Here is a 22502-nt window from a genome sequence, read left to right on the forward strand (position 1 = left end):
CTTATCCTTCACTGAACAAGGGGGAGAACTGACGTAGCGCCTGCCGTACGCAGGCCACCACGGCGGCACGCTGGCTGGCGATAAAGAAGTGATCGCCAGGAAAACGATGCACAATACTTTCAGCCGAGGTACATGCCGCCCAGGCTTCGGCTTGAGCCAGTGGCAATTCACTGTCCCCTTCACCGCTCAGCACCACGATCGGACAAGTGAGCAAACGCGCTGGCTGTGGGCGGTAATTCTCAATCAGCCGGTAATCATTGCGGATCACCGGTAACAACAACTCCGCCAGCTCTGGCTGTTCGCGCAAGGTCTGGTTATCGCTACTGAGTCGCAGCAGTTCTTCGAGAATCTGCTGGTCACTACCCAGATGGATGCAGCTATCCAGCGGATGAAAATCCGGTGGCTGGCGACCGGAGATAATCAGCAGCTCCGGTTGCAGACGCTGGACAGCCAACATCTGCGCCAGTTCATGAGCGATGGCACCGCCCATACTGTGTCCGAGCAGGGCAAAACGACGCCCGGCCAGACGCGGCAGCAACTCATCCTGCAAGGCGGTGAGCAATGCGGGCATATTGTCGATAAAGGGTTCAGCAAAGCGATCCTCCCGTCCCGGATACTGCACCACCGCCAGTTCCACCTCAGAGGCATCGAATAAGTAAGGCCACGGGCGGAACGTACTGGCCGCCCCACCGGCATGAGGTAAGCACACCAGCAACAACGGGGCATGGGGAGCGGGCTGATAAAAGCGCAAAAAATGTTTGCTCATCGCGAAGTCTCCGCAGTTAACCGATCCATCAGCGGCAGCATGGCTGGCGTGTCGGGATAAATAAGTTCTGGTGGTCCCAGCACTGATGACACCCGATGCCAGAACCCGGTGACGCCCAACGCCCATTGCACCTGTTGCTGCGCCAGTGCGCTGTCGTCGATGGAGCGCTGAAAATCCGCCACCGCGCAGTTAATGGCCTGCGGCCAGACCTGTTCGAAAATCTCGCTGAAGCTGACGGCTTCGCTGCCCGGTAAAACGACGCTGCTGAGTGCTGATAAGCGTTCTGTCCCTGGCCCTTCCAGCACCAGCCGATGGGTTGCATCACGATGGGTATGTAAACGGGGACTCCAGATCGCCGGGCCGTGGGTATCCGCCAGCGCCAGTACGCCGCTTTCGGCGGTGATGGTCAGTCGGTGCAGCAACAACGCGTGGTTGTCGGCGTCAGCCGGATGGATTTGGTTCTGGACGCGTAGCGTCAGCGGCACACCGCCAATGCTGCCGTGCAGGCAGGTATAAGGTCCCACCTGGCGCGGCTGCATCAGTTCCAGTTGCGCCGGGCGCAGTTTCCCCAGCGCGCGCGCAATCACATCCAGCAGCGGGTAAAGCACCTGTGCGCCGCACACGCCCTCAATGTATTGCACCGGCTGATGCTGACGCAGAACCTCCGCCGCGCGGAGAAACTGACGGATGGGGGCAACAAAGGGGTAAAAGGCATTGATACCAAAACGGACGCAATACTGATGCGCCGTGCGCAGGCAGTCGGCCAGCTCGTCAGGGTGGAGTGGGTGTTCCTGTAACACATGGATGCCCCGGCTTAACAACTGGCTGGCGATTTCCGCCCCTTTGCCACCCGAGACGGCCGCCCTCACCACCACACAGGCGAGATCAATATCGGCTGGTAAACTTGCCACCGACGTGTAGTGGGCGATATTCAACTCACGCGCGTAACCGGCGGAAGCGGCAGAGCCACTGGAGAGGATCCCCACCAGTTCAATCGCTGGATTATTCGCGAGCGCGCGCAGATAAAAACGGCCAAAGCTGGTGCCACAAACAATCGCGCGGCAACGGGGCGTCGAAGCAGAACTCATATCACCCCCTGCTCTGGCTGCATATCTGGCTGATACTGGCTGATATGGGTGCCCGCATGGAGGCGCGTGATATCAGCCAGCACGGTCGCCGGTGCCAGCACGCGATCGGCGAAATGCACGCCCGGGGTTATTTCGCCGCGCATCAAACTCAACACCGCGCTGACGGCAGTGGCAGCGGTCAGCGCCAGGCTGCTGTCCGTGCGGATCACCACGCGCCGACGCGGTTCCCCCTCCTGCTGCCAGTCAAACACCATCTGGTAATACGGGGCGTAACCCGCCAGGTCAATTTCACTGGCCTTCTCCACTGCTGCACTGGCAAGAGCGAGGCTCTGTGATGTGCCATCCACCTTGCCACGCAGGCCGGTCAGGGTTTCCCGCAAGCATTGACCACTGAACACGTTGTACCAGCTCAGACCGGACAGATTGTGGCGCAGTGCCAGCCGCTCGGCGTCGGCACTCAGCCACGGCAGTAAGGTGACATGACCGGGGAAATGCGGCAGCGTATCTGTCTGCTGGGTTGCCAGGCTGTGGCGACTGCGCCGCCCGAGCTGCCAGCTGGCACCGGCCTCTCCGTACCAGTAATCGCTGCCCTGCAACGCATTGCATTGTTCATTTAACGACAGCACCAGATCCGCAGCGGCCGCGCCGCTCACTCGCTCAATACCGCCGCTGTAGACCGTCAGATTGCCGCCCGCACGCCGACTCATCCAGCCCGGCACCAGATTCGCCAGACCGGGCAACATTCCGGCAGAGAACACAGCAATCCAGTGCTGATCACCCGCGGGTTGCTGCTGTAACAGATGCCATGCCGGGCCATCGCCGGAGACATCCACATAATGTACATTCTCCGAGGCAGCCGCTCGTGCTACCCGATCGAGCACCTGATAGGATGGACCAGCGCAGTTCACCACTACAGCGCAACCACGGCAAAACTCACGCAGTTCCTTCTCCTGCCATAAATCCACCGGATGAGCTTCCACACCCAATTGTGACGCCAGTTGCTGTAAGGGATCGCGACGGCGACCGCCTAACCGCAATGCAAATCCCGCCTGAGCCAGCCAGCGGCTGACATCACGTCCTGCGCCACCGGTGGCACCGAGTACTGCAATGATGTTGTTGTTCATCAGGCTGCTCCCGGCGTGGTATGGCGTGTAATCAACGCCGCCAGGGTGGGCGCATGATGACGGGACAGGCAGCTAAAGTGATCGCCAGGCGTATCTTCAACAATCAGTTCCCCGAGGCACAGCTGGCTCCAGTAGTCGTGAACATCACCGGGCGTACCGGGCAACAGAGGATCGCTCTCGCTGTTACGCAGCAGAATGGTTTTGCCAAACCAGGGATCGGGGCGATATTGCCCCACCGACGCCATGCTGTGTCCGAACAGGGCATAACGACTGGCAAATAGCGTGCTGGCTTCATCCTCCTGATGGTAGGCTCCCTGCGCCATACCGGCGGTCTGCAAGGCTTGCAGGCGAACGGCTTGTGGCTGCTGGATCCAGCTCGTCAGTGCTTGCGCCACCTGGGGATGACTCTCGAGGCCATCAAATGCGTCTTCGGCGATGCGCTGCGGAGTGCGTTGTAGGATCGCGCTGACGGCTGCCGCCAGCGCCGGCTCCTGCGGCAGACCGAGTTTATCCAGGTCGGCCCCGATCGCGCGGGCAAACACGTAATCCACCAGGCGTACGTCATCCACCTGCGGCGGCTGATAAGCACTGATCACCACTAGCTCGCGCACATTTTTGCCGCGTTCGCTGAGCTGACGGGCGATCTCTGCGGCCAGCAAGCCTCCAAGGCAATATCCCAGCAGCGTGAAGCTTTCACCCTGTTCTGACAACGCATCGGCATAGTGACCAGCCAGCGTCACCAGCGCCTCATGCGGGGCCAGCGCCATAAATGCCTGCTGGCTGGGCAGTTCGAGGCCAATACCACGATCAAACTGCGATTTATCCAGGCTTGCCAGCAGATGCTGATACGGCTGAAGATTGCCCGTACCGGCATGCAGCAGCACACAGCAGTGGGTGCGATAATCCTGCAGCCCCCACAATGGCACCAGTACCGCCCGCGCCTGTTGCTGCTGCTCACCCTGCTTCGCGCTGTTGCGCAGCAACTCAGCCAGTCCCATCACCGTGGATTCCCGCAGCAGATGGCGCAGCAGGGTTTCCCATTCAAAATGGGCCGCGGCTTCGACCTGGGCGCGCAAACGTCCGATCATGCGGGATAACAACAGGGAATCACCGCCCAGCGCATAGAAATCCGCATCGCGATGCACGTCCGCCACCCCCAGGACATCAGCCCAGACGGCGGCAATCTGCTGTTCCAGTGCATCGCGTGGGGCGTTACCCTGGCCTGTCTGCTCCGCCCTTGTCAGGTGCTGCGGCATTGAATTCACCAACCGCTGCCGATCGATTTTACCGTTAGCGGTACGTGGCAGACGATCCAGTAGATGTAAATGCGCAGGCACCATATAACCAGGCAGACGATCGCGCAGAAAGTCCCGCAACTCATCATGATGCAGGCTGGCACGGTCGGTTTTGAACTGCGCGATAAATACGCCCTGCCCGGAGCTGGACAGCGCGCTCTCTGCCAGCGGCGCGCAATCAGTTAACGTCGCCCCCGCCTGCGCCAACAGGCTAAGCCACTGCTCGCGGGTAAAGAAGGTTTGATCGGTGGTGGCGCGCAGGTCGGTAAAGCCGGTCAGTTCCGGGAAGAACTCCATCGACACCAGCAACGGGTAGTTATGACGGCGGAAAGGTTCGATAAACACCAGCGTGCCGCCGGGTGCCAGCAATGAGGAAAATTGTGCCAGCACGTCACCGGCATTGCGGGCGTTATGCAGCACGTTGGCGCACAGGATCACATCAAAACTATTCGCCGCCATCCCCTGGCGAGCGGCATCCTCGTTCATGTCAAAAATGCCGTAGTGCATCCAGGGATAAGGGGCGAAAAGCTTGCGCGCTTCAACGAGGAAGAATTCTGACAGATCGGTAAACCAGTATTCCGGCTGATATGCGGCCAGCGCAGGCACCAGATCGCTGGCGGTGCCCGCTACTCCGGCACCCACTTCCAGCACGCGCAACGGGCGAGTGCTGGAGGCAGCCAGCGCAGTGATCGCCGCAATCACAATCGCGTTCATGCTCTGACTGACCAGGTTATCGCGGTAGGCCGCGTGGGCGGTCGACAGCTCGCCTTCCGGGAACAGAATGCCGCGCACATCAGTTTCACCGCACAGCAGCCCACTCAGGCAATCACTGCAAACACGGATATAGTGCAGCGTCTGGCTACCATAACCGGCACGCTGCTCAAGTTGCTCAACCTCGCGCCAGCACTGCTGCAACGTGGTGGTGTCGCAGGGGATCAGGTCTCCGTAGCGCCCCTGCGCATCCTGGGTGAGCGCACCAGCACTGACCAATCCTTCCAGCCAGCGGCGCAGCAGCCGCTGATGAACCTCCGCCACCCCGGTCGCCTGATAGATTTCCTCCAGTGTGTGACGGGCAGCGGCGGTGGCGAACAGGCCATCCTGACGCAGACGATCGGACATCGCGAGGATCGCCACGCGATCCGCACCGGTCATTAAGGCCTCGAAAGCCGCACCGTCAATCTGCTGCTCAATCTGCTGCGCCCGACTCTGGGCATTTTCCATCGCTGGCCAGGCGCTGGGTTGTTCACCCGCAGCCAGTTCAGCAAACCCCAGCAGATTACTGGCAGTGCCATTGCCTTCTGTCAGGCAGACCGCCGCATCGGTGACGGCCGGGTGTTGACGCATCACCGCAGCGATTTCACCCAGCTCGACACGGTGGCCGCGAATTTTGACCTGGTTATCGACACGCCCGAGAAACTCGATGTTGCCATCCGGCCAGTAGCGCCCCCGATCCCCGGTCAGGTAAAGGCGCTGACCATCATCACGAGTAACAAAGCGCGCAGCGGTCTTCTCTCGGTCCAGCCAGTAACAATCTGCCAGCCCATCACCACTGATGGCGATCTCACCGCTGACCCAGTCAGGACGATCGTGTAAATTCTCATCCAGAATATGCAACTGCTGATTAGCCAGCGGCTTCCCGTACGGAATGCTTTGCCAGTGTGGGGCGACCTGCGTGACCGGATGGAATACCGACCAGATTGCCGCTTCGGTGGCACCACCTAATGCGATCAGCTGAGCATCGGCTGAAATCGCCCGCAGTTGTGTCAGCAGATTAAGCGGCACCCAATCGCCCGATACCAGCGCCAGGCGTAGCGTCGGCAGCGGCTGTGTCGTATCCGCCAGCATCTGCAACTGGGCTGGCACCGTGTTCCACAGCGTGACGCCATATTGGGTGATGCGTTCAGCCCAGTGTGAAGGATCAGCCTTTCGCGCCTCCTGGGGATAGACCAGGGTGCCACCCGCCGCCAGCACACCAAACAGATCGTACACGGACAGGTCGAAACTCAGGTTAGCGACCGCGAGTACCCGATCCGCGGCGCTCACCGCAAAGCGACGGTTGATATCGGCGATAGTGTTCCAGGCGGCATGGTGGTTGATGACCACACCTTTCGGTTCACCGGTCGACCCGGAGGTGTAGATGATATAGGCAGGCTGATGGAGACCGATTCGTAGCGGCTGGAAATCACCCGCAGCAGTCTCGGTACGCCAGGAAATCGCCTCAACATCCTCAGGTAACTGTTCAGCATCGTCGCAGATTGCCCAACGCACCCCGGCGTTGCGTAAGATCGCTTCCCGACGGCGCGCAGGCTGTTGCCCATCAACCGGTACGTAGCAACCCCCATTCAGCAGGATGGCAAGCGGGGCCAGGGCATGAGCACGCCCTTTAGCACATATCACCGCCACGGCTTCGCCTGGACCATGCCCGGCCCGTTGCAAATCCGCCGCCAGCCCGTAAGCCTGGGCGGCCAGTTCGCCGTAAGTCATGCTCCCTGCATCATCCCACAGCGCGATGGCATCCGGCTGCTGTTCTGCCTTCTCCAGGAACCCCTGATGCAACAGTTGGGCGAAGTTTGGCTGGCTATCCGCGTTAGTCTGTTGGCGAATGGCAGCCTGTGTCGCAGGCAGCGCCAGCAACTGACGCTGGTTCAGGCAAGATTCACCCTCTTTCAGCAGGTGCTGGATGACACCGCTGAAAGCATTAAACGCGTGTTCAATAAACTGCTCAGGGAAGAGTCCCTCGCGTGAATCCCACGCCAGCATCATGCCATCGGGTTGGGCGGTGACCTGGCAGTCAATCAACACCTGTGGGGTTTGGGTTAATCCCTGCTCAATACGATAGTGCGCCGGAGCCTCCTGCCGTTCACCCTGACCGAGGGTGCTGGTAAACACCACCGGCATTAGCACTGCCTCACCATGATGGCGTGACAGTTCACTCAGCACCTCAAGGCCTGAAAAGGCATTATGGTCGAGATCGGCAAACAGGCGCTGATTGAGGGTAAGCAGTTGTTGCGCAAAAACCTCTTCGCCACGCAGATCCACTTCCAGTAGCGTCACGGAAGTGAAGTCGCCTACCACCCGTTCAAGGTCGCTGTGTTGCCCTTCACGGCGGAAAATCGGCAGGTTAAGCGTGAAGTGGCGGCTGTCGCTGTAGAACCCCATCACCTGGGAGAATGCACCCAGCAGCAGCGCGTTCAACGTCACCCTGGCTTGCGCGGCCAACTGATTCAGTTGCTGACGCTGTTGATGCGACAGGCGCAGATGACGCCGAACAAATACGGCCTGCTCCGCGCTGGTGCTTAACGGTAAAGCCGGGGCATTCGGTAACGCAGGGATACGCTCCCGCCAGTATTGCTGCGCCTTACGGTAGCGCACACCCTGGCGTGCGGCACGCCGGGCGATCACGTAATCACGGAAACCCAACGCGGGCGCGGGTAGCAGGGTTTCGGGCGCAAACAGCAGTTGTTCCAGTTCATCCACCAGCAGATACAGGCTGGCGGAATCCACCAGGATCAGCTCAATCGACAGCAACAGGCGGGTTTGCCCTGCCGCCTGGACACTGGCCGCAGCAAAAAGCGGCCAGCGCTGATAATCCGCCGGGGCAGCCAGCATCGCTTCGCGCAACTCGTCGAGACGCGCCCTGATGGCTGTGGCTGGCAGATTGGGCCATTCGTATTCTGGTGGCTGGAACAGCGGCACCTGCGGCAAAACGTGCTGGAATCCCTCTTCCTCAATCACCACCCGCAACATGTCATGACGCGCAATCAGCAGATTAAGTGCCCGATTGAGTTTCGCCGACGTGACGGGCTGATCAAAACAAATCTCCAGATACCCACGGCAGGCAATACCGCCGAACGCAAAAGCGCTATGACGCCCGACAAAATATGCCTGCTGTGCTTCCGTTAAGGGGAAAGGCTCAAAGCGTGCATCGGGATCGGCTTGCAGCAAGGCCTCGCTCTCCTGCTGCTTTAGCCAGTCGAGGATGGCAGGTTTATGGGCGCGCAACTCCTGCACCATAGCTTCGGTCATTACCCCGGCAGGTGCGCGGAAGCGCAGATTGTTGTCTTCCTGCCACAGTTCGATGCCCTGGGTTTCCAGTCGTGCGATAACGTCAGAAATTTTCACAATAAACCTTCTTCCATACTGTTTTTGTCAGCCAAATGCCTTTCGACGGATGCGCAAAGGCCCGAGAGGGTAGCGTCAGCAAAAAAGTCTCGTAGAGTCAGACGGATACCGAAGTGTTTGCAGATTTGCGCCACCAGGCGGGTGCCCAGTAACGAATTGCCACCAGCGCTGAAGAAGCTTTCGCTGGCGTGGCCCGGCTGCGTACCCAGCACCTGTTGCCAGATGTCTGCCAGCGCCTGTTGGTGAGGATCGTCCAGAGACAACGCGGTTTGCGTGGTCTGGGTGGTGAGTTGCGCCAGCGCTTTGCGGTCGATTTTGCCGTTGGCGGTGAGCGGCCAGTGGCTGAGAGCGGTAATCGCCGCAGGTATCGCCCAGCCAGGCAACACGCTGCGCAGCCCGCGTTGCAGCTGTTCGACAGTCGTTGCCTCACCCTCATAGAAGGCGTACAGGCTGGCGCTGACACCGCTGCCCTTCAGCAATACCACCGCGCGGCGTACGCCCGGACAACGTTGCAATTGTTGTTCAATTTCGCCCAATTCAATACGGTGACCGCGTAACTTCACCTGACCATCGCGTCGTCCGAGGAATTCGAGGATGCCGTCAGGACGGTAACGTCCCATATCACCCGTGCGATACCAGCGTTGCGGGTAGTCGCCACTAAAACTCGCCTGGGTTAGCGTCTGATCGCCACAATACCCGCGCGCCACCCCCATCCCGCCAATCCACAGTTCCCCTGCCACCCAATCCGGCAGCTCGCAGCCCAGTTCATCAACCACCCGGAACTGCTGGTTGCGCAGCGGTAAACCGTAGGGTACTGATGTCCAGTCGCGCGGTGGCCGCGCCGGAACCGCCCAGGCATTGGACCAGATGGCGGCTTCGGTTGCGCCACCCAGCGCGATGGTCTGGCAAAGGGGCGCAATACGTTCCAGCCTGGCCGCAATGTCCGGGCTGACCCAATCGCCTGACAGCAATGCCAGACGCAGCGCTGGCAATTCATTCCCGCGCAGTTGCGCGATTTCAATCACCATCTCCATCAGCGTGGGTACGCTGTTCCAGACGCTGACCTGGTGCTGCTGCATTAACGCCAGCCAGCCCTCGGCATCGCGATGTTCTTCTTCTGCACTGAGGACCAGCTTCGCGCCCTGGCTCAATGCACCGAAGATATCGAACACTGACAGATCAAAATCAAGCGCAGCCACACCCAGCAGCACATCCTGACTGCGGATGCCATAACGCTGACAAATGTCGTCGACGGTATTACTGGCGCTGCGGTGTTCAACTTCCACGCCTTTGGGTTCACCGGTCGAACCCGAGGTAAAGATGATGTAAGCCAGACCAGCCGCATCGGGCAGCACCGGCTCAGGCAGCGGTGTGCAACTGAGCAGCTGTGGCAGGGGGAGCAATGTGGCACCTTCCACACAGCCAATCGCCAGCTTTGCCTTGGCTTTGCGGCACAACAATGCTTGCCGTGCTGGCGGATGTTTGCCGTTGACCGGCAGATACGCAGCACCCGCCGCCAGAACGCCCAGCACTGCCACTATCTGATCGACACCACGCGGCAGGGCTATCGCCACGCAGTCGCCTTCTTTTACACCCTGCTGTTGCAGACCCGCCGCCACAGCCAGCACTCGCTCGCGCAGCTCACCGTAGCTGATGCCGCCGTGCTGCTCGTCCCATACCGCTATGCGTTGCGGATGGAGACACGCCTGGTCAAAGAACCCTTGATGCAGCAATGCCGGGCCATGTTGTGGTGCCTCGGTAGCGTTGATCTGTTCGCGCACCCGCTGCTGAGCAAGTGGCAACTGGCGTAGCGGTGGTAACTGCCAGTCAGCATCGGCAAGCAGCTGTAAGAATTGGCAATAGCTGGCAAACATCTGCTCCACCATCTGTGCCGGGAACAGTTCCTCCAGATAATCCCAGCTCAACAGCAGGCCGTCTTCAAGGTCGATCACCTGATGATCCAGCCACACCTGCGGCGTCTGGGACAGCGTGAAATCCGGCCACGGCGCGGCTTTTGCCAGCGCATCGGCAACGCCGAGCATACTGGTGAACACCACCGGCACCGCTCGCGTTTCACCACCATGATGTTGCGCCAGCTGACGCATCACGCTGACAGCGGAGACATCCTGATGATCCAAATCGCGCCAGATTTGCGCCTGCATCCGCTGGGCATGGCTGAGCCAGCTTTCATTCGCGCTGGCGTGGTATTCCGCCAGAATCAGTGAGGTAAAATCGCCGATCACCCGGTTGATATCGGGATGGAGTGGCTTACGGTCAAACAGCGTCATATTGACCACCAGCGAGCGCTGCCCGCTCCAGCGGCTCAACACCTCGCAGAAGCAGGTCAACAGCAGCACGGACGGCGTGATTTGCGCCTGACGCGCCCGTTGCAGGATCTTTTGCCACTGATCTGTTGCCAGCCTGGCCTGCAGGCGACGAAACGCAGGCTGAGTCAGCGTCTCCGGTTCTACCTGGGTGGGTAACGCAGGCGCTGCGGGTAGCGAGGTCAACCGCTGCTGCCAGTACTGGATGGATTCAGCGGACTGCCCCTGCTGCTGACGCAGGCACTGGTAATCACGGAACCCGACGTTGAGAAGCGGCAGAGGTTGGTCAGGGCGCTGGTAGTAATGGAACAACTCGGTGAACAGCGTCAGCATACTGAGGCCATCGACAATCAGGTTGTCGAGCAGCACCGCCAGCCGCACCTGATTATCACCGTAGTGGATCACCTGGACGTCGTAGAGACGACCGCTCTCGGGTGCGAGTTTTTGCCGCGCCATCTGCTGACGCAGTTCAACCAGCGGAGCGTCACCGAGATGATGCTGGCGGAAGGGGTAGAAAGGCACCTCCTGCACAATCTGTTGCTGCCCGTCTGGCGTGATGCGACAACGCAGCATGTCATGGCGCAGCACCAGTTGATGCCATGCCTGCTCCATGCGCGCGACATCCATCCCCGGCAGTTCATATTCGTTGTAGCACTGCGCCGCGATATCACCGAGCGTGAACGCTTCCTGGCGACCCAGCCAGTACGCCTGCTGCACATCGGTCAGCGGGAAGGGTTGATAGCGGCCGGTGGCATCATGCGTTAACACCGGTTGTTGCGCCGTTGCTGCGCGTTTCAGGCTGGCCGCAAACGGGCGGAGTTCAGGGGTGCTGAACAGAGATGCCAGCGCCCCACGGAAGCCCGCCTGTTGCAGGCGGCTCATCAGGCGGGTTGCCACCAGGCTGTCGCCACCCAGGCTGAAGAAATTGTCACTGGCCGCCACATGCGGCACCGCCAGCAGTTCACACCACAGCTGCGCCAACAGGGTTTCCGCCTCACCACTGATCGGCAGTTGTTCATCGGCATGTGCTGCCTGTGCCAGCTGATCCGCAATCTGTCGGGTGATCGCTTCACGATCCACTTTGCCATTGGCGGTCAACGGAATCTGACTGATTTGAATCAGGTGTTCAGGCACCTCGTAATCCGGCAGGCTGGCCTGCGCCGCCTGTTTTACCGCGGCCAGATCGATCGGCTGGGAGGCCACCAGCGCCGCCGCCAGCTTCCGTGTCGTGCCGGTTAAAACCACCGCAACGGCGCTTTCCACCTGCGGCAGACGACTGAGTGCGCCCTCCACCTCACCCAATTCAATGCGGTGACCACGGATCTTGACCTGATTATCGGCCCGGCCAAAGAACTCCAGCACGCCATCGGGACGATAACTGGCGACATCGCCGGTGCGATACCAGCGGCGTTGTTGCCACTCGACAAACTTCTCTGCGCTGCGCTTTTCATCACCGTAGTAGCCCGCCGCCACCCCGGCACCACTGACCCACAGCTCGCCTTTGACCCAGTCCGGGCAATCTCTTCCCTGCTGGTCTACCACCCGGCATTGCATATTCGCCAATGGGACACCGTACGGCGCTGATGCCCACCAGGGATCGTCCTGCTGGATCTCATAACAGGTCGAGTGAATCGCCGCTTCGGTCATCCCACCAAGCGAGACAAAACGCGTCTGCGGCGACAGTTGCCATAACGCCTGCGGTAGCTGACGCACCACGCGGTCGCCTCCGACCATCACCAGGCGCAGTGCCTTGCTGAGTCCATGCGCTTGAGCCGCAACGGTAATCATCTCGATCAATGCGGGTACGGCACTGATCACGCTTACCTGCCAGTGATTAATCAGCCCCACCCAGGCGGCGGCATCACGCCGTTCTGCCTCGTCCACCACCACCAACGAAGCGCCACGTCCGAGGAAAGTGAAGATGTCGTAGGCTGAGAGGTCAAAATCGAGGGCCGACAGGGTGATGGAACGATCGTTATCGCTAATGCCGAACAGCGCGGCGACGGCATCTACGGTATTGGCTACCGCACCATGACTCACCACCACCCCTTTGGGGGTGCCGGTGGAGCCGGAGGTATAGATGATGTATTTCGCTGCTTCAGCAGGCTGTATGCAGGGGGCCGCCAGTGGCGTTGCCTGTAAGGCTTCATTGAGGCTGGTTACTGCTACGCCCTGCGGCCAGCTGAGTTGCTGCAAACTGTTTTCATCGCACAACACCCGCTTTACCCCGGCATCGCGATAGACCACCGCACGACGTGCTTCCGGTAAGCTGATGCCGGAGGGCACATAGCAGCCCCCCGCCGCGAGCACGCCCAGCACCGCGACAATTTGCTGTGGACCTTTTGCATGGGTGATGGCGACTCTGTCGCCGGGTTGCACGCCCTGCTGTTGCAGATAACCCGCAACCGCCAGCGCCTGTTGCGCCAGGGTGCCGTAATCCATCTGCCATTCCTTTCCCCACAACAGCGCAGTGGCGTTGGGATGTTTACGGGCCTCGGCAAAGAAACGCAGATACAGCGGTCGTAAGTCCGGGAAGGACAACGCGGTCTGATTGGTGAGCTGGCGAACCTGTTGCTGGCTGTCCGGTAAGGGCAGCTTCACCGGCTGTCGCCAGTCGGATTGGGTTAACTGCTCCACCAGCTGACAATAGCTGCTGAACATCGCCTCGATCATGCCCGCCGGGAATAACGCCTCCAGCGCATCCCACTCCAGCAACAAACGCCCGCGTGACTCGCTGATTTTTGCATCCAGCCATACCTGCGGCGTTTGCGTGATGGCATAGATTTGTCGCGGGAAGGCATCTGAAAGATCGAGCGACGCGTCTTTATCCAGCCCGATCACACTGGTGAAAACCACCGGCATTGAGGCCATGGCCTGACCTTTCTGGCGTGCCAGCTCGCGCAGTACCCAAATCCCGGACACGTCGCGTTGCGCCAGCGCCGCCCCCTCCTGCTGTTGCAGGCGCTGTGCCGCAGCAAGGAAATCGCCTCCGGCACTGCGTTGATAACCCAGCAGCAGAATTGAGGCGAAATCACCGACCACATGGTTAATCTGCGGATGGCGTGGCTGACGATCAAACATTGTCAGGTTAATCGCTAACGCGGCCTGATTACTCCAGCGCGCCAGTACTTCACCATAGGCCGCCGCCAGCACCACACTCGGCGTGATGCCGTAACGTTGCGCCACCGCTTTTAACTGTTGCCAGCGGTTGGGCGATAACTCATGACTCCAGCGGCGAAAACGTGGCTGTTGTAGGGTTTCCGGCGCGACCGCCAGCGGCAGCGCGGGGCGTTCCGGCAATGTTGAGAGATGCTGTTGCCACCAGGCCTGTGCCTGCTGCTCACGCTCGGACGTTGGGCGATTTTGCAAAACATAGTCGCGATAGCGGATATGCAGTTCCGGCAGGCAGAGCTGAGGATCGCGGTATAGTTGATCCCACTCAGTGAACAGCACCATGATGCTGCGGCCATCCAGCATCATACTGTCCAGACTGACGAATAAACGCTGGCGCTGCGCATAGTGAGCAACGTGGATGGCGAACAACGGCCACTGGCAGGGATCGTAAACCTGATGCGACAGTTTTTCGCGCAGGGTTGCCAGTCCAGCCTGTGTATTCTCATGCAACCAGTGCTGCTGGATTTCCCACGCTGGTGGTTGCTCCGCGACCTGCTGTTGCCCCTCCTCTGTAACGCAAACACGCAACATGTCATGGCGCTGGATCAGTTGACGCCAGGCCTTTTCCAGTCGCACAACGTCCAGATTCTGACCGTCAAATTCAATGTAGAAGTGCGACCCTACCGCCCCCAGCGTCATTTCCCCGGAGCGACCAATCCAGAAGGCTCGCTGAATATCGCTGAGTGGGAACGGCTGATAGCGGCTGGCTTCATCAATGCTGAGTGGCTGATCAGGCATCTGCTGCTGATGCCGCACATGGCTACAAAATGCCGCCAGCGTTGGCGTGGCGAAGAGTTCCGCCAGAGGGGCGGTGAGGTTCAGCTCACGCATCCTGGCGATTAAACGCGTGGCGATCAGGCTGTCACCCCCCAGCACGAAGAAATTGTCCTCGCGCCCCACTTCCTCGACCTGGAGCAACTGCTGCCAGAGAGCGGCGACCTGTTGCTCAATCTCCCCTGCGGGAAGCTGAAATTGCCGCTCAGTGCTCGCCAATTGCTGCTCAGCCTGCTGCTGCAATGCACGACGATCCAGTTTACCGTTAGCCGTCAGCGGCATTTCCGCGAGGAACTGATAGTGTTCAGGCACGGCATAGGTTGGCAATTGCGCCTGTAACCAGTCGCGCAGCGTTGCATGACTCAAAGGTTGCGACGTCACCAGGCTGGCGCACAACTGTCGGGCAGCCGGTGATACCACGCCAACGCTTGCCTGGAGCACCTGAGGGTGGCTCAGCAACGCGGTTTCAATCTCACCCAGTTCAATACGATGACCGCGTATTTTAATCTGGTGATCGGTACGCCCAATGTACTCAATGTTGCCTTCAGGCCAGTAACGTACCCGGTCACCACTGCGATACCAGCGTCGACCGGCATACACAACAAACTTCTCCGCGGTACGGACTGGATCTTTCAGATACCCCAGCGCCAGACCGGGTCCACTGACCCACAGCTCGCCACCGACCCAGGTCGGGCAATCGCGGCCACGGGCATCGACGATACGGCAATGCATGTTTGCCAGCGGCTGCCCGAAAGGCACCGCTGACCATCGCGTATCATCGGGTTGCAACACAAAGACCGTCGAGTGGATCGCCGCTTCCGTCATGCCACCCAGCCCGACAAATGCCGCCTTTCCGGTCAGTGACCACCAGCGCGAGGCCATCTCTGCCGGGATGCGATCGCCACCCATCATCACCAGACGCAGGGATGGCAAGGGATTATGCGCCGCAGCGGTGAGGATCATGTCCAATAACGCCGGGACACAACTGATGACCGTGACGTGCCAGCGCTGTAATAAATCCACCCAGGCATGGGCATCACGGCGCTGGAATTCATCGACCACCACCAGACCTGCTCCACGGCTCAGGCTGGCAAAGATATCGTAAGCCGACAGGTCAAAATCCAGTTCCGAAAGCGAGATGGTACGATCCGCTGTAGTGAACCGGAACAAGTCGTCAACAGCATCAATGGTGTTAGCAACTGCGTCATGTGAGACAGCTACACCTTTCGGCGTACCCGTCGATCCGGAGGTGAAAATGACGTACATGGCCTGCTGGGATGAAATGGGCAGGCATGATGGCAAAGGAGGAGCGGCTAACGCTGTGCTAAGCGCCACCACGGTGACCTCTTCCGGCCAGGACGGTTGGCAGTTGTGGCGGTCATCACTCAAAACCCACTGCACGTCCGCCGTCTGATAGACCTGCTGGCGGCGCAGCAACGGTACATCAATGCCGCAAGGGACATAGGTTGCACCAGCCGCCAGAACGCCCAGCACGGCGACAACCTGCCCAACGCCTTTACCCATGCTGACAGCAACGGAGTCGCCTGTTTCCACGCCCTGCTTTTGCAGATAACCGGCGACACATAACGCCTGATGCGCCAGCTCGCCATAGGTGAGTTGCTGCTCATCCCCCCACATCAGCGCAATCGCCTGAGGCTGTTGCTGTGCCTGATGGAAAAAGCGCTGATGGAGCGGGATAGCCGGTGATACGGGTGTTTCGGGCTGAGGGAATGACACCAGCGGAGCAGGCGTGGATAGCGGTTTCTGCCAGTTGACAGCATCCTCCAGCAACTGCAACGTGCGCTGGCAGAACCAGTCAAACATCGCCTCAATAACCTGCGGCAAGAACAGGTCGGCACGAAAATCCCAGTTCAGCAGGATACCGCCCTGATATTCGGTGGCCTGCGCATCGAGCCACACCTGTGGTCCCTGCGAGATGGACCACACAGGGTCGCCCAGCGTCTGTCTGACCTGTGGCTCATACAATTCCCCCAGCGCCAGCGCGCTGGTGAAAACCACCGGGGCCAGTACCTGTTCTCCATGCTGTTGCCGGGTCAGATCGCGCAGCACTTCAACGCCGCTGTAAGCCGAGTGCGCCATTGCCTGATGCAGCTGACCCTGAAGTGCCCTCGCCTGCGCGATAAAGTCAGGCTGACAGGCAGGTTCAACCGTCACCAGCACCGAGCTGGAGAAATCACCGACCAAAAGATCTACCTGGGGATGGTCTGAATGGCGCGAAAATACCGGCAGATTCAGCACAAAGGGCGCGGCACCGCTCCACAAACCTATCGTCTCGGAAAACAGCGTTGCCAACACCGCTGGCACTGTCAGCCCAGCCTGTTGGCTTAGTTGTGTCAGCTTGCGGCTTTGTGCTTCGTCTAGACAGAAATGTTTGCGTTCGGTACGCGGGACATCGGTCGACGTGCGTAATGGCAAGGCGGGTGGACCGGCCAAATCAGCTAAACGCTGTTGCCACCAGAGACGATCCTGCTGCCACTGCGATTGCTGGTGTTTACGCTTTTGCTGGAGATAGCTAGCGTAGCTGAAACTTAGCTCAGGAAGGGAGGCGTAAGGTTGGGCATAGAGTGAGGCCAGTTCGCGCAGCAATATGCGTAAACTGGCGGCGTCACCCGCGATCATATCCAGATCCAGATGCAGTCGGCTTCGCTTTCTGGGCAACTGTGACAGTGCCAACATCATCGTCTGACCCTGTTCGATATCCAGTCGCTGGTGGGTATAACGCTGACGGAATCTTTCCAGCTCTGTTGTCACTTCCGAGTCGGAAAGAGGGGTCAAATCATTCACCTGCAACGAGAGATTTTCAGTGGCAGCGATGTGCTGCAATCCTTCGCTATTGATCCGCAGGCGTAGCATCGAATGTCGGGAGATAAGCTGCTGAAACGCCTTATTAAGACGCTCAGGATCTAACGCCGCCCCATCCAGCTCAGCATAAAAATGGGCGGTGACACCACCAAGTTGCTGTTGCTCCTGTCGACCGATCCAAAAGGCATGTTGCATTTCTGCCAGTTCAAAGGGAGTTTCGCCTACATTGTGGTGAATGGCAGAGGACGCGTTTACGCCACTGGCCGACTGCACAATTGCAATCCACTCAGCCAGCGTCCTTTTTCCAATCAACTCGGTAAACCTGACGGCGATTCCTGCCCGGCGCAGTTCACTGGCGGCCCGCATAGTGCGCATCGAATCCAGACCGTGGTAGATCAAATCACTGTCGTCACGCAACTGGTCGGTAGGAACACCTAACAGACGGGTTAACAGACTTTTTAACAGCGCTTCTGGCGAACTCATGGTGGTGATATCTCCTCTGCATAGCCGAAGACAGGCTTCGGTTATTTCCCTGCCAATGAGGAGATATGTTGGTTTTAGTCACTGTCTTTCGTCATGCGTTATAAGTTATGCCTTAAGACAATTGGCTATTCAGAGGGCCAAATAACGGTATTAAATTACGGGTTTTTACGTGATCGTTTATGGACAGGAAAATAAAAATCAGGATTTTAATGAATAAAATCAATTGATTACTATAGCTTACTCGCGCTTTTGTTCTTATGAAGATCATTCAATGATTCACAAAAAGATGATTACATGGCCTGTATTCAGCAGAAGATAAATTCTTTTTTTTTATAATTTCAACATCAAGAATAAAACCTTGTCATGCGTGGGCTATGCAAGATCCGAAAACCCTTGTGTGCAACCATGAGTTGTAACAGAACATGGGAACCACTGTGCAAATAAAAAGACAACTTATTTCTCAGAATATTTTCTGAACCAAGTTGAGAGTGACTTATGCCCGCGACCAGCAAGAAGAAGCACCAGAGGATGGTGCGTACCAATATTGGCAATGAATGTGCGCCGCATCGTCCGTCTATCAATGCTGAAATGCGTAGTCATCTCCTCGTCTTCTCCATAGCTGAGCCACTCCAGGTAAAAGCCAGCCCGCGCCAGGACTGCACACTCGAGGCTGTAGCTGCTGATTTCCGACTTCATTCTGTCAAAAATGTGTCACAGCATGCAAAAGAAACCCAAACTCATTAAAGATCGAGGTATTGTAATGCCTGTTTTTAGTCAGTTCATAATATGCCCTGTCATTATGCTGTTATTTTAAGCGATATAAAAAACGCTTTCTTTTCTCATACAAAACGAAAACCTTTTAAAGTTCAAATTAAACCATCCGCCTTTTCCGGTTATCCGATCTATTGAACCAACCTCGCTGTTTGCTGACTAATATGTTAACTTTTGCCGTCATGTTAACGTTCTTAAGATGTTAACGGTGCGCGCCTAATTTTCGACCAGCCAGAGCAGTCTGTGCGCAGAGGATACCAGATATGAAGGTTTTAATTATTTGTCGGGATAATATTGGCGACACGCTACTGACGACGCCGCTTTTAAGTGCGCTCGCACAGTCTGGCCAGCATCAGGTCGATGTACTAACCAATAATTATGCGGCACCGGTATTAAAAAATAATCCCGATATACGACAACTTTTGTATTACACCAAACTACATCACCGCGACGAAGGTCAGGGTCGACTGAACTGCCTGTTCCAACGATTGATGCTGATGATTAACCTGAAAAAGCAGAAGTATGACGCGGTGGTCCTCGCAAAAAGCCGCTGGGACCAGCACGGACTGAAATGGGTAAAAATCATACGTCCTGGCAGAGTCATTGCTTTAGGCGAAGAGTCACATCCGCTGATTACCGACCTGCTTCCACCGGCTAGTCAGTCTCAGCAACATATCAGTGAAATCCTGTTCAGCCTTGGACGACCGTTTAATCTCAGCGCCACTGCGCCAGGTAAACTGACGCTTTTGCCGGATGCTGAGAGTGCAAACAACCTGCGTAACAGCTACGCCATCGATCCCTCTCTCCCGGTTTATGCATTACAAATTAGCGCCCGCAAGCCAAGCCAGCAATGGGAGGCCGCCCGGTTCGCTGAACTGGCAGACAAAATTGCTACCCGGCATCGTTGTCAGATTATGCTGCTGTGGTCACCCGGTAGCCGAGACAATCCACGCCATCCGGGTGATGACGACAAAGCTCGCGAAATTATGGCACTTTGCACGCACCTGCCGGTGAAAGCGGTGGCGACAACCACCCTGCCACAGCTTATCGCGGCCATGTCCTTATCTCGCGGCCTTGTAAGCAGTGACGGTGGCGCGATGCATATTGGCGCTGCGCTGGGACTTCCGGTTGTCGCGCTATTTGGTGACAGTGACCCGGCATGTTGGCATCCCTGGCAGGTGAAGCATAAGGTATTGCAACCAGCCTCGCGCCATGTCAGCTCGCTCAGTACGGATGAGGTCTACGACGCATTCCTGCAAACCATCATTCAGTAACCACCTCAGGCCAGTGTCCAAGTCTGGCCGCTTCGCATAGCAGTGCAACCGTCAAGGGGTGATAAGAAAACCCCTTCCGACGGGTAAACAAAGAGAATTGCAGGCGTGTTGCCGGAAAATAGCGTGCATCATCATAATGCTTTGAACTGACTGCAAAAGTGATAAAAAAGTCATTCATCAGATCTGCAAATTCAAACTCATTCAGGGGTAACTGTTGCACGTAAAAGTTGGGGTGATCAACTTTCTTAAACCAACCTAGCGCGGTTGGCTTGTTATGATATTCGATTAGAGCAATCACCGCTGCCAGCATGGAGGGTTGTGTCGTGTTAGTCATTATCCCACCAGTTTCACTATGGCCTGTTCGACCTCTTCAACGGTGATCGAAGTCATGGGATGTTGCGAGTCATCTTCAGGCGGGCGGTGAATAATGATATGACGGTCACTGTCCTGACAGGGGCCGGTATAACGTGGATTGGCGGTAGAAAAGAGGCTGACGGTACGCACCTGCGCAGCGACCGCAATATGCATCGGTCCTGTATCACCCGTTACCAACAGATCCAGGCTGCGGATCAAGTTAATCAAGCCGCTGAGATTGGTTTTACCCGCCATCGGCGTAACATTTTTTCGGTAATGCAGCGGCAGGCTATCAATAAACTCCTGTTCAAGATGCTGCTCATGCGGCGCACCGGTCACGATGATTTCACAGTCAGGCCAACGAGTAAGCAGCGCTGCCACCAACTGGCAGAATGATGTTAGTGGCCAGCGACGAATATCTTTAGATGCACCTAACTGAAATCCAATACGCAGGTGGTCACCTGATCTCGTAACGCTGCTTTCCGATTCCGGCAGATGCATCCGGGTCTGATGCGACTGCGCACCGAGCGACTCAATCAATTTAAGTTTGCGTTTAATGGTGTGATCGTCGAAATAACCCGAGTAATGGTCCAGATGTTTATTAAGAAGTGGCGACTCGCTGCCGTAATGGTCGCGCACAATGACCTTACTGCCAGTTAATACTGCGCTCATAACATCGTACGGAAAATGGCCGTGTAATATCACCGATAAGTCGGGTTTCTGTCGGCGCAACTTGAAGAATAATGGCAGGTAATTCAGTAACTTATTGTCCCATATATAGATTTTATCAAACCACTGATAGCGGCTAACTAAATCCTTATTCTTCTTACTGGAAACCAAAATGAATTGACTGGCAGGGAAGCGATTTTTAAGGCTCCAAATAGCCGGTGTATTCATCAGAAAATCGCCCAGTGCAGTGGTGGAATAGATCACCACAGTTTTGGGATTAAGATCATGTAAGGAAGGTGCTGTTTCCCTGCTAAAAAATCGCGAGTAAAGCGTTAAAATTTGGTCTATGAGATATAGTTTTTTTTTCTTCACGTTTGCAGCACCCTAACTGTATAAAAAATACTCAAAAAAGTCTTTTATGGATATTTAGAGGTTAATCCGGGGATTAAAGTTCATTGCGAAAGCACATTTTCATCCGGTTAACCTCAGATTAACTGGACAGGCTTCAGTTTGGCAATCTTCTCTAATGTACAGGGATGATGATTATAGCTCAGCAACATCACAGCATCACCTGATCCGAAGGGGTTATCATTTACTTCAAGCCACCGATTCTGGCTGCGCTATCACCCTTTAAACCCGGCCTGAAAAACGACCTCACTCCCCTTTCCTTTTCATCAGAAAACAGTAGCAAGTGACATTCAAAACCGGGAAATCAGGGTGACATTATCAACATGGATAGACAAAATCTACCGATTGGTTCGTCGCATGACTAAATCATGACATTTATGTCACCAGAAGCGCACCCGTCCCAGGGTTACCGGAAACTCCACTGCACAGTAATAACAAACACGCTGGGAATGATAATCCCCGTTTCGATGCCAAAATAAGAAGTGAAATTATATTGAAAGCCATGATAAATATAAGGTGAAAATCCAATGCCAGTTGCCTTTTTAAAATCATGATAAGAACCGTGATCACCACAATTTTTAAATGCATCGAAAAAGAACTCGCCGGTATATCCATATACGCCTTTGAACACCCACCCGTTATCCCAGGAGGCCCAGTCCCTTCTCACGCCCATCGCAAGACAACGATCGTCGAAACTATTTTTCATTGTGCCAAGTAACACGCTGTATTTCGAATCTTCAGAGACTTTACGCTCAACAGAAAAAAAGTTATTTTCGAAATTCTCCGTGTATTGCCCGTGATTCCCGGTCAGATGGTAAACAAAAGAACCGGTATTGACTGAATAGAGATTTATTTCACTGGCATAACACCAGAAAACCAAAACGAGCAAATGGTATCCTAATATTCGGATTATTAATTTATGCATTTTAATATCCAACTTAATAAGAAAGGAAGTCGAACGATTCCTGCACCCTTACCCACGTTTTGGTTTTACATGAAGGCTTGCTGTATCCAAGCATAGCCCATTACGCCCTCCCCCCCTACCTTTTAGCT

General features: G+C 56.7%; 9 protein-coding genes. 1 reads left to right on the forward strand and 8 read right to left on the reverse strand.

Annotated elements, in window-relative coordinates:
• Position 1: 1 nt before the first annotated feature.
• From AC6I8N_RS21720 to AC6I8N_RS21740, 5 genes are read right to left on the reverse strand one after another with little or no spacing between them, the layout of a single operon-like run.
• The gene (locus AC6I8N_RS21720) at positions 2-766 is read right to left on the reverse strand and encodes a thioesterase II family protein (RefSeq protein WP_497831143.1); all 765 of its coding nucleotides are present in this window, start codon (positions 764-766) and stop codon (positions 2-4) included.
• Entirely contained in the window at positions 763-1854 is a 1092-nt protein-coding gene (locus AC6I8N_RS21725) for a Gfo/Idh/MocA family oxidoreductase (RefSeq protein WP_497831144.1), read from the reverse strand. Before AC6I8N_RS21725 ends, AC6I8N_RS21720 begins: the two co-directional genes overlap by 4 nt.
• The gene (locus tag AC6I8N_RS21730) at positions 1851-2978 is read right to left on the reverse strand and encodes a saccharopine dehydrogenase NADP-binding domain-containing protein (RefSeq protein WP_497831145.1); all 1128 of its coding nucleotides are present in this window, start codon (positions 2976-2978) and stop codon (positions 1851-1853) included. The genes AC6I8N_RS21725 and AC6I8N_RS21730 overlap by 4 nt, the downstream gene beginning before the upstream one ends.
• Positions 2978-8395: an amino acid adenylation domain-containing protein gene (locus tag AC6I8N_RS21735; RefSeq protein ID WP_497831146.1), complete on the reverse strand. Its 5418-nt coding sequence runs from the start codon at positions 8393-8395 to the stop codon at positions 2978-2980. The genes AC6I8N_RS21730 and AC6I8N_RS21735 overlap by 1 nt, the downstream gene beginning before the upstream one ends.
• Complete coding sequence (locus AC6I8N_RS21740; RefSeq protein WP_497830723.1) at positions 8392-17973, reverse strand: non-ribosomal peptide synthetase; 9582 nt, start codon at positions 17971-17973, stop codon at positions 8392-8394. Before AC6I8N_RS21740 ends, AC6I8N_RS21735 begins: the two co-directional genes overlap by 4 nt.
• 1034 nt (positions 17974-19007) lie before the next feature.
• Here AC6I8N_RS21740 and AC6I8N_RS21745 point away from each other — a divergent pair.
• Positions 19008-20018, forward strand: a complete 1011-nt coding sequence (locus tag AC6I8N_RS21745; RefSeq protein ID WP_208725607.1) for a glycosyltransferase family 9 protein — start codon at positions 19008-19010, stop codon at positions 20016-20018.
• Here AC6I8N_RS21745 and AC6I8N_RS21750 read toward each other — a convergent pair.
• The 3 genes from AC6I8N_RS21750 to AC6I8N_RS21760 all read right to left on the reverse strand — a co-directional run bounded on the left by AC6I8N_RS21750 (position 20008) and on the right by AC6I8N_RS21760 (position 22374).
• Complete coding sequence (locus AC6I8N_RS21750) at positions 20008-20352, reverse strand: DUF1493 family protein (protein ID WP_497830724.1); 345 nt, start codon at positions 20350-20352, stop codon at positions 20008-20010. The genes AC6I8N_RS21745 and AC6I8N_RS21750 overlap by 11 nt on opposite strands.
• Positions 20352-21413, reverse strand: coding sequence for a glycosyltransferase family 9 protein (locus tag AC6I8N_RS21755; protein WP_208725608.1), 1062 nt, complete (start codon positions 21411-21413; stop codon positions 20352-20354). Before AC6I8N_RS21755 ends, AC6I8N_RS21750 begins: the two co-directional genes overlap by 1 nt.
• A 442-nt stretch (positions 21414-21855) precedes the next feature.
• A complete protein-coding gene (locus AC6I8N_RS21760; protein WP_497830725.1) occupies positions 21856-22374 on the reverse strand; it encodes a hypothetical protein in 519 nt (172 codons plus the stop codon).
• Positions 22375-22502 lie beyond the last annotated feature (128 nt).

It is taken from the genome of Pantoea sp. X-Soil-TKNS-1279 (assembly GCF_059730565.1).

What these genes read in the sequence shown, in the direction of transcription:
- AC6I8N_RS21720 (WP_497831143.1), bottom strand. Translation starts at nt 766, where the DNA reads ATGAGCAAACATTTTTTGCGCTTTTATCAGCCCGCTCCCCATGCCCCG.
- AC6I8N_RS21725 (WP_497831144.1), bottom strand. Translation starts at nt 1,854, where the DNA reads ATGAGTTCTGCTTCGACGCCCCGTTGCCGCGCGATTGTTTGTGGCACC.
- AC6I8N_RS21730 (WP_497831145.1), bottom strand. Translation starts at nt 2,978, where the DNA reads ATGAACAACAACATCATTGCAGTACTCGGTGCCACCGGTGGCGCAGGA.
- AC6I8N_RS21740 (WP_497830723.1), bottom strand. Translation starts at nt 17,973, where the DNA reads ATGAGTTCGCCAGAAGCGCTGTTAAAAAGTCTGTTAACCCGTCTGTTA.
- AC6I8N_RS21745 (WP_208725607.1), top strand. Translation starts at nt 19,008, where the DNA reads ATGAAGGTTTTAATTATTTGTCGGGATAATATTGGCGACACGCTACTG.
- AC6I8N_RS21750 (WP_497830724.1), bottom strand. Translation starts at nt 20,352, where the DNA reads ATGACTAACACGACACAACCCTCCATGCTGGCAGCGGTGATTGCTCTA.
- AC6I8N_RS21760 (WP_497830725.1), bottom strand. Translation starts at nt 22,374, where the DNA reads ATGCATAAATTAATAATCCGAATATTAGGATACCATTTGCTCGTTTTG.